General features: G+C 65.4%; 6 protein-coding genes and 1 pseudogene. 4 read left to right on the top strand and 3 right to left on the bottom strand.

Annotated features, from left to right (window positions below):
* Positions 1-258 (top strand): annotated as a pseudogene (locus K675_RS0121345) (MFS transporter); the annotation flags it as partial.
* 345 nt (positions 259-603) lie between these two features.
* Here K675_RS0121345 and K675_RS0121340 read toward each other — a convergent pair.
* The 3 genes from K675_RS0121340 to K675_RS0121330 all read right to left on the bottom strand — a co-directional run bounded on the left by K675_RS0121340 (position 604) and on the right by K675_RS0121330 (position 3,993).
* Complete coding sequence (locus tag K675_RS0121340) at positions 604-1,536, bottom strand: hypothetical protein (RefSeq protein ID WP_017905506.1); 933 nt, start codon at positions 1,534-1,536, stop codon at positions 604-606.
* Between the two features lie 125 nt (positions 1,537-1,661).
* Positions 1,662-2,474, bottom strand: a complete 813-nt coding sequence (locus K675_RS31210; protein WP_017905504.1) for a hypothetical protein — start codon at positions 2,472-2,474, stop codon at positions 1,662-1,664.
* Between the two features lie 196 nt (positions 2,475-2,670).
* Positions 2,671-3,993: a sigma-54 interaction domain-containing protein gene (locus K675_RS0121330; RefSeq protein ID WP_017905503.1), complete on the bottom strand. Its 1,323-nt coding sequence runs from the start codon at positions 3,991-3,993 to the stop codon at positions 2,671-2,673.
* 258 nt (positions 3,994-4,251) lie between these two features.
* Here K675_RS0121330 and K675_RS0121325 point away from each other — a divergent pair, with 258 nt between their 5' ends.
* Genes K675_RS0121325 through K675_RS0121315 form a run of 3 tightly spaced genes read left to right on the top strand, consistent with a single transcriptional unit; the run spans position 4,252 to position 7,239 of the window.
* Positions 4,252-5,136, top strand: coding sequence for an MBL fold metallo-hydrolase (locus K675_RS0121325; RefSeq protein WP_017905502.1), 885 nt, complete (start codon positions 4,252-4,254; stop codon positions 5,134-5,136).
* 16 nt (positions 5,137-5,152) lie between these two features.
* A complete protein-coding gene (locus tag K675_RS0121320) occupies positions 5,153-6,412 on the top strand; it encodes an NAD(P)/FAD-dependent oxidoreductase (RefSeq protein ID WP_017905501.1) in 1,260 nt (419 codons plus the stop codon).
* Entirely contained in the window at positions 6,409-7,239 is an 831-nt protein-coding gene (locus K675_RS0121315; protein WP_017905500.1) for a sulfite exporter TauE/SafE family protein, read from the top strand. Before K675_RS0121320 ends, K675_RS0121315 begins: the two co-directional genes overlap by 4 nt.
* Positions 7,240-7,247: the final 8 nt, after the last annotated feature.

Here is a 7,247-nt window from a genome sequence, read left to right as displayed (position 1 = left end):
GAGACCTTCCCGCTGGAGATCCGCGCCCTGGCCATCGCCGTGTTTTACGCCTTTGGCACCGGCCTGGGCGGCCTGATCGGCCCGACCCTGTTCGGCGCGCTGATCGAGACCGGACAGCGGACCAATGTGCTGTATGGCTACCTGATCGGTGCGGCGTTGATGATCGCAGCGGCAGGCGTACAGGCGATCTGGGGGGTGGCGGCGGAACGGCGGTCGCTGGAGCAGGTGGCGAGGCCGCTCTCGCAAGTCAGTGATTGAAGCCAGGGAACAATCACTCAACAGACAGCCAGTCGATCCGGCCAGCTTCCTTTGCGCGGTAAAGCGCTTCGTCGACCGCATTGAGCAGCGTTTGCAGTGGATCCGCAACGGCCTCCCGAAGCACGGGCGGATTGATTCGACTACATCGAGCGGTTCCATGACCCAAGAATGCATCATAGAGTCGCGCGGCAAGATCTGAAGTTGTCAGCCCTTTTCAAACCGTCCGTGGAAATGGGGTAGAACCCATTCGTTTCATTGCCACTTTCACCTCACTGATACGCAAAGAACGGGACTGTTTCATTTCCGTAGCCTAGACGGCTCCAGCTGGTCAAAAGCGGTGCCAGATCACGAAAACGACCCCAAACTATCATCCGTGGCAATCACCGCCCCCGTCACCGCCGCAGCCGTCACGCCGGCGGCAACAGCAACCGGCACCACCGAATCCCCCACCGAAGACGACTGCGACGAACCTGAATCCCTCGACTCCGCAGGCCCCGACTCATTCGGCTCGCCACTGAGCTCCCGGCCCAGCGCCTCAACGTCACGCCTGGCCTCCTCGACCGTATCAATCACCAACGTCCGCAGACTGGTCGTCATATCCGTCGCCCAGTAAATCAGCAGATCCAGCGGACTGTCGCGGTGCGCCGGCACCGGATCATCCACCGTCGTGCGGCTCGGCTCATTGGCATAACGCGACGAGGATGTGTAATCCCGATCCGGAACATACGGTCGATCATCATCCCTGCGAGCCGCCCGAGCCAGAGAAGCCAGATGCCGAACCTGCGCCTGCACCGGCTCGGGCAACGGCGTGCCCTGCTGCCGGGCCTGCTGTAACAACGCCAGCAACTCCCCGGTCGCCTTGCGCGGGGCCTGCAGCCCTTCGCGCTGGGCCGCCACCAGCCTGATTTCGTCGTCGCGCTCGCGCAGCCCGGCATACTGCAGTTGATCGAGGTGGCTGGCCAGTCGGGTCTGCAACAGCGCCAGGGTATGGGCGTAATCCCGGCTGGCGAACAGCCCGAGGAACTTGCGCTGACTGTCGAAGCTTTCCTGCACCTGTAGCGTGACGAACCCCGGCACCTGGTCGCGCAGTTTTGCCAAGACCCCGCTGGACAGCTTCGGCAGCAGGTCGTAGGTCACCTGGGTCAGGTAGGCCTTGCGCTGGCGCGCCAGCTTGTCGACGGCGTGTTCGTTGTCCCGGGCACGTTGCTCCAGGGTGGCGAGCACGTCGGTCAGTTCGGCGATGGCGTCGTCCAGGTCCGGGTTGTGGAAATCGTTCATGCAGGGTTCTCCTGAACCGCCGGGTGGCCGTCTTCGCGACGGCTGGCAAAGTAGTTGGCGAAATATTGCCGCAGCCCCGGCTTGTCCATGCCCTCGGCCCACTCCAGCGGAGCACCGGGGACGATCTACAGGTCGGTCCAGGGGTCGAAGCCGAGGTCGGTGATGTCGTGCATGCGCAGGAAGTAGCGGCGGTTCACGGCATCACCATGCCACAGGTGACGGATGCGACCCGGCACCACACCGAGGCGGCCTTGCACCCGTTGATGGAAGCGCCGACCCCAGGCCTTGAGGTGGTCGATCTGCCGGGTATCGTGCTTGAGGGCGTTGCGGATGCAGAAGTTGTAGTCGTCGAAGATCGCATGGGCCATGAAGTGGTCGGCGCTACCGGAAACGGCACACTCGTAGAGGCCCACTTCATCGAAGATCTCGCGCCGCATGGCCCAGCCATAGCCGGTGTGGCCGTGCAGGTCGTAGCGGCCGGCGTCCAGGCTGTCGGGCTGGCGCCCCATGACCGCCGCGAAGGAATGCGCGATGTCCGCCGTGGCGCCCTCGACGTTGCCACGCTCCAGGCGCAGGCAGCTTTCGAAGACCTGGGCCACGGGGTACTCACGCAAGGTGCGCACCAGGTCCTTGGCCCAGGAGCGGTTGTCGAACAGGATGTCGCAGTCGAGCCAGGCGACGTAGCGGCAGTTGCCCGGCAGCCAGGACGCGGCCAGGTTGAGCAGGCGCTCCTTCTGCCAGAGCAGCGTGCGGGCGCGGACCTGGATCACGTCCAGGCTCGGTGGCAGTTCGAAGGGCTCGTCACCGAAGGCGCATTCGACGGTGATGCAGGTCACCCCGGCCCTGCGCATGCCGGCGATGAACAGGTCGTAGTTGCTCCGGCGGGTGGCGTAGCCGCAGGGGTTGAAGTAGGTGGTGATGACAACGAGTCCGTTCACTGACTGGTTTCCCGGTAAAACGAGTGCCCATCGAGGCACCCACAACAGAAACAGAGGGGCGATAGTGCTATGACTTTGAGCTTTCGCCTAGACCAGGAAACCAGGTGTGGGTTCCGAACGTGAACCGGCGCGCAACCTCCACCGCCCGACAATCAAGAGTATCCATCGACGATGAAGAAGTGCTGACCCAACCGGGTTATCGCTCGCTCCCCAGCGCCTGCAACCGCCGATACAACGTCCGCTCACTCATCCCCAACTCCTTCGCCAACTCACTACGCGAGCCTTCGAACACCTCCAGCGCATGGGCCAGTTGCTCCAGGTCCTTGCGCCCGCGACGACGCGCCGGCGCGGCTGCCATGGGCGCCTCGTGCCGCAGTTCCGCTGGCAGATCCTGTATCCGAATCACCCCGTCGTCGGTAAACAACCGCGCCCGTTCCAGCACATTGCGCAACTCACGGATATTGCCCGGCCAGGCGTACAGGGTCAGCGCCCGCAACGCCTGCTGATCGATACGCGGCACGGCACCCGGCGCCAAGCGCTGCAACAGGCTGTCGATCAGCAGCGGCAAGTCATCGCTGCGTTCACGCAACGCCGGCAGGCGGATCGGGAAAGCGCTGATGCGATAGAACAGGTCCTGGCGGAAGCTGCCCGCCCCGACCATGTCCTTGAGCGGCTTGTGAGTGGCACAGACCAGGCGGAAGTCCGAGTGCACGGTGCGCAGGCTGCCCACCGGACGGAAGCTGCCGGACTCGATCAGCCGCAGCAGCTTGACCTGCATCGCCAGCGGCACCTCGCCGATTTCGTCGAGGAACAGCGTGCCACCATGGGCCGCTTCAGCCAGGCCGATCTTGCGCTGCAAGGCGCCGGTAAAGGCGCCCTTCTCGTAGCCGAACAGTTCGCTCTCCAGCAGGGTTTCGGTCAGTCCGGTGCAATCGACCACCACCAGCGGCCCACCAGCCCGCGGGCTGCCTTCGTGCAGGGCACGGGCAAAGAGTTCCTTGCCGGTCCCCGACTCACCTTGCAGCAGCACCGGAATCGGCGACGGCGCAGCCCGCTGCAACGCGGTCAGTGCTTCCTTGAACGCCACCGAGCGCCCCACCAATCCCTGATGCTGGGGTTGCGCCGCAGCCACCGCAACGCTGTTCAACCGCTCGACGTAGCCGACCACCTCGCCCTGGCGGCCGAGCAACGGACGCAGTTCCACGTCGACATGCTCGGGCCCGCGCGGAGTGTGGTGGATATGCAGAACCCGCTCGGGCAGGCGCGTTTCATGGGCCTTGCGCATCGGGCAGTGCTCGCCGGCCTGGTCGCAGGGCACGGCGAACTGGTGCGAAACCCGATAGCACTTGGCGCCGACATGCGGCCGATCCTCGACGCCGAACTGGCGCTGGTAGGCGGTATTGGCCGCGACGATGTTGTAGTCGGTGTCGAGAACGATGGTCGGCTGCAAGTCGTGCTCGAGGTAGGACACCAGTGCCTGCATGTCAGGCTGGGAGAGATCGGTGGCAATCAGGTTCATGGCGGCTCCGGGACGAAGGCCGCAGCTTAATACAGAGCGCTGGACTCTGCCATTTTACTGCCACTGACCGCCATGGATACTGCCATTTCTGCCAAACTGATTTCCAGATACACAAAACTCCGCCAATTGTGCTGACAAACGTCAATGAACAGTGGGAAAAGCGCACCTCCGTCCGTTGGCATGCTTATTGAAATCCTCGACGAACAAGGGATGACTCCGCCTCCCTCGGCCGCCATCCCTCTTTGCCTGGAGTACGCAATGAACATCGGCGACAAGCTGACCGTAGAAGCCTTCTTCGATCCCAACACCTGGACCATCAGTTACCTGGTGCTCGATCGCGACACTCGTTGCTGTGCGCTGATCGACAGCGTGCTCGACTACGATCCCAAGTCCGGGCGCACCCGCACCGAATCGGCCGACCGCCTGCTCGCGCGGATTCGCGAACTGGACGCGCGGGTCGAGTGGATCCTGGAAACCCACGTGCACGCCGATCACCTGTCGGCGGCGGCGTACCTCAAGGAGCACCTGGGAGGCAAGGTCGCGATCGGCAGCCATATCACCCAGGTGCAGCAGGTGTTCGGCGAGCTGTTCAACGAAGGCAGCGCGTTCCGCCGCGACGGCAGCCAGTTCGATGTGCTGCTGGCCGACCACGGCGAGTTCGCCATCGGCAACCTGCGCGCCACCGCCCTGCACACCCCCGGACACACACCGGCATGCATGAGCTACCTGATTCACGACGCTGATGAAACCGTTGCCTTCGTTGGCGACACCCTGTTCATGCCCGACTACGGCACCGCCCGTTGCGACTTCCCCGGCGCCGATGCACGCACCCTGTACCGCTCGATCCAGGGCCTGCTGGCGCTGCCGCCGCAGACCCGGCTGTTCATGTGCCACGACTACCTGCCGGGCGGCCGCGAGCTGCAATACATGACCACCGTGGCCGAACAACGCGCGCGCAATATCCACATCCATGACGGCATCGACGAAGACACCTTCGTCAACATGCGTGAAGCCCGCGACGCCACCCTCGACATGCCGGTGCTGATGCTGCCCTCGGTGCAGGTGAACATGCGCAGCGGCCAGTTGCCGGAGCCGGAAGACAACGGCGTGCGCTACCTGAAGATTCCACTGAACTCCCTTTGAACCAGGCCCCGTTCCCATGAATTCGAATACCCGCCCTCAACACCAGGTCCTGATCATCGGCGCCGGTGCCGCCGGCATCGCCACCGCCTCCAGCCTGCTGGCCCGCGCCCCCGGCCTGGACATCGCGATCATCGATCCGGCCGACACCCATTACTACCAGCCGGGATGGACCCTGGTCGGGGCCGGGGTGTTCAGCCCCGAGTCGACCGCCCGCCCGCTGGCGTCGCTGATCCCGCGCGGCGTGCAGTGGATCAAGGCCGCAGTCAGTGCTTTCGAGCCCGAGGCCAACTGCGTGGTGCTGGCCGACCAGCGCCGCATCGGTTACCAGCAACTGGTCGTCTGTCCCGGCCTGAAGCTGAACTGGGGCGCCATCGAAGGCCTGGAGGAAACCCTCGGGCGCAATGGCGTGACCTCCAACTACCGCTACGACCTGGCGCCCTACACCTGGAAACTGGTGCAGGAGCTCAAGCAAGGCCAGGCGCTGTTCTGCCAGCCACCGATGCCGATCAAGTGCGCCGGGGCGCCGCAGAAGGCGCTGTACCTGTCCTGCGACCATTGGCGCAAAACCGGCCGCCAGGGCCAGGTCAAGGCGAGTTTCCTCAACGCCGGCGCGGTGCTGTTCGGCGTGCCCGACTATGTGCCGGCGCTGATGGAGTACATCGACAAGTACGCCGTGGACCTGCAGTTCGGCCACAACCTGGTGGCTGTCGACGGCCCCGCCAGGCAGGCGACCTTCGCCCGCACCCTGGCCGACGGCAGCCGGGAAACCGTGGTGCGCCCATTCGATATGCTGCACGTGGTACCACCGCAGATCGCCCCGGACTTCATTCGCAACAGCCCGCTGGCCGACGCCGCCGGCTGGGTCGATGTCGACCCGGCCAGCCTGCGCCATCGCCAGTTCGCCAACATCCACGGCCTTGGGGATGTCACCAACACCAGCAACGCCAAGACCGCCGCGGCGGCACGCAAGCAGGCCCCGGTGGTGGCGAACAACGTGCTGGTGGCCCTCGGTCGATTGGCACGTCCGGCCGTGTACGACGGTTATGGCTCCTGCCCGCTGACGGTGGAGCGCGGCAAGATCGTCCTCGCCGAGTTCACCTACGGTGGCAAGCTGGCACCGACCTTCGCTCCCTGGCTGCTCGACGGTCGCCGGCCGACCCGGCTGGCCTGGTGGCTGAAGGAACGACTGCTGCCACCGCTGTATTGGCGCGGCATGCTCAAGGGCCATGAATGGCTGGCACGCCCCACCCTGCAGGCGGACACGTCAGCCCCATGAACGAAGCCATGTTGCTCGGCAGCGGGCTCGGCATGCTGATTGGTGCGATTCTCGCCCTGACCGGCGCCGGCGGTGGCATCCTCGCGGTGCCGCTGCTGGTGTTCGGGCTGGGCCTGTCGATGGTCCAGGCCGCGCCCATCGGCCTGCTGGCGGTGGGCCTGGCGGCGGCCGTCGGCGCCCTGCTCGGGCTGCGCCAGGGTATCGTGCGTTATCGCGCCGCCGGCTTCATCGCCGGCATCGGCATCCTGCTCACCCCCGTGGGGTTGTGGCTGGCCCACCGACTACCGAACGAGCCGCTGGCGCTGGGCTTCGCCGTCGTGATGGTCTACGCCTGCGCACGGATCTTCAACAAGGCCCGTCACGAACTCGAGCACGGCCAGCCGGCGCCACGCGCCGAATTCCTGCCCTGCGTGCTCAACCCGCTGCAGGGACGCCTGCGCTGGACCCTGCCCTGCGCCCGGGCGCTGACCATCACCGGCATGTTGTCCGGGTTGCTCTCGGGGCTGCTCGGGGTCGGTGGCGGTTTCGTGATCATCCCGGCGCTGACCCGCTATACCAACCTCGACAGCAAGAGCATCGTCGCCACCTCCCTGGCGGTGATCGCCCTGGTGTCGACCGGCAGCGTGGTCACGGCCACCTTGTCGGGCGTGATGCACTGGTCGGTCGGTGCACCATTCGCTGCCGGCGCGGTGGTCGGTCTGGTGCTGGGCCGTCAGGTCGCCGGACGGCTGGCCGGGCCCAGACTGCAGCAACTGTTTGCCTTGACCGGGTTCCTCGCCGCGCTGATGCTGGCTCTCAATGCACTGGGCCTTGCCGGCCACACCTGATCAGGAAG

Source organism: Pseudomonas fuscovaginae SE-1 (assembly GCF_000364705.1).
GTDB lineage: Bacteria > Pseudomonadota > Gammaproteobacteria > Pseudomonadales > Pseudomonadaceae > Aquipseudomonas > Aquipseudomonas fuscovaginae_A.
This window is presented reverse-complemented; position numbering and strand designations above follow the sequence as displayed.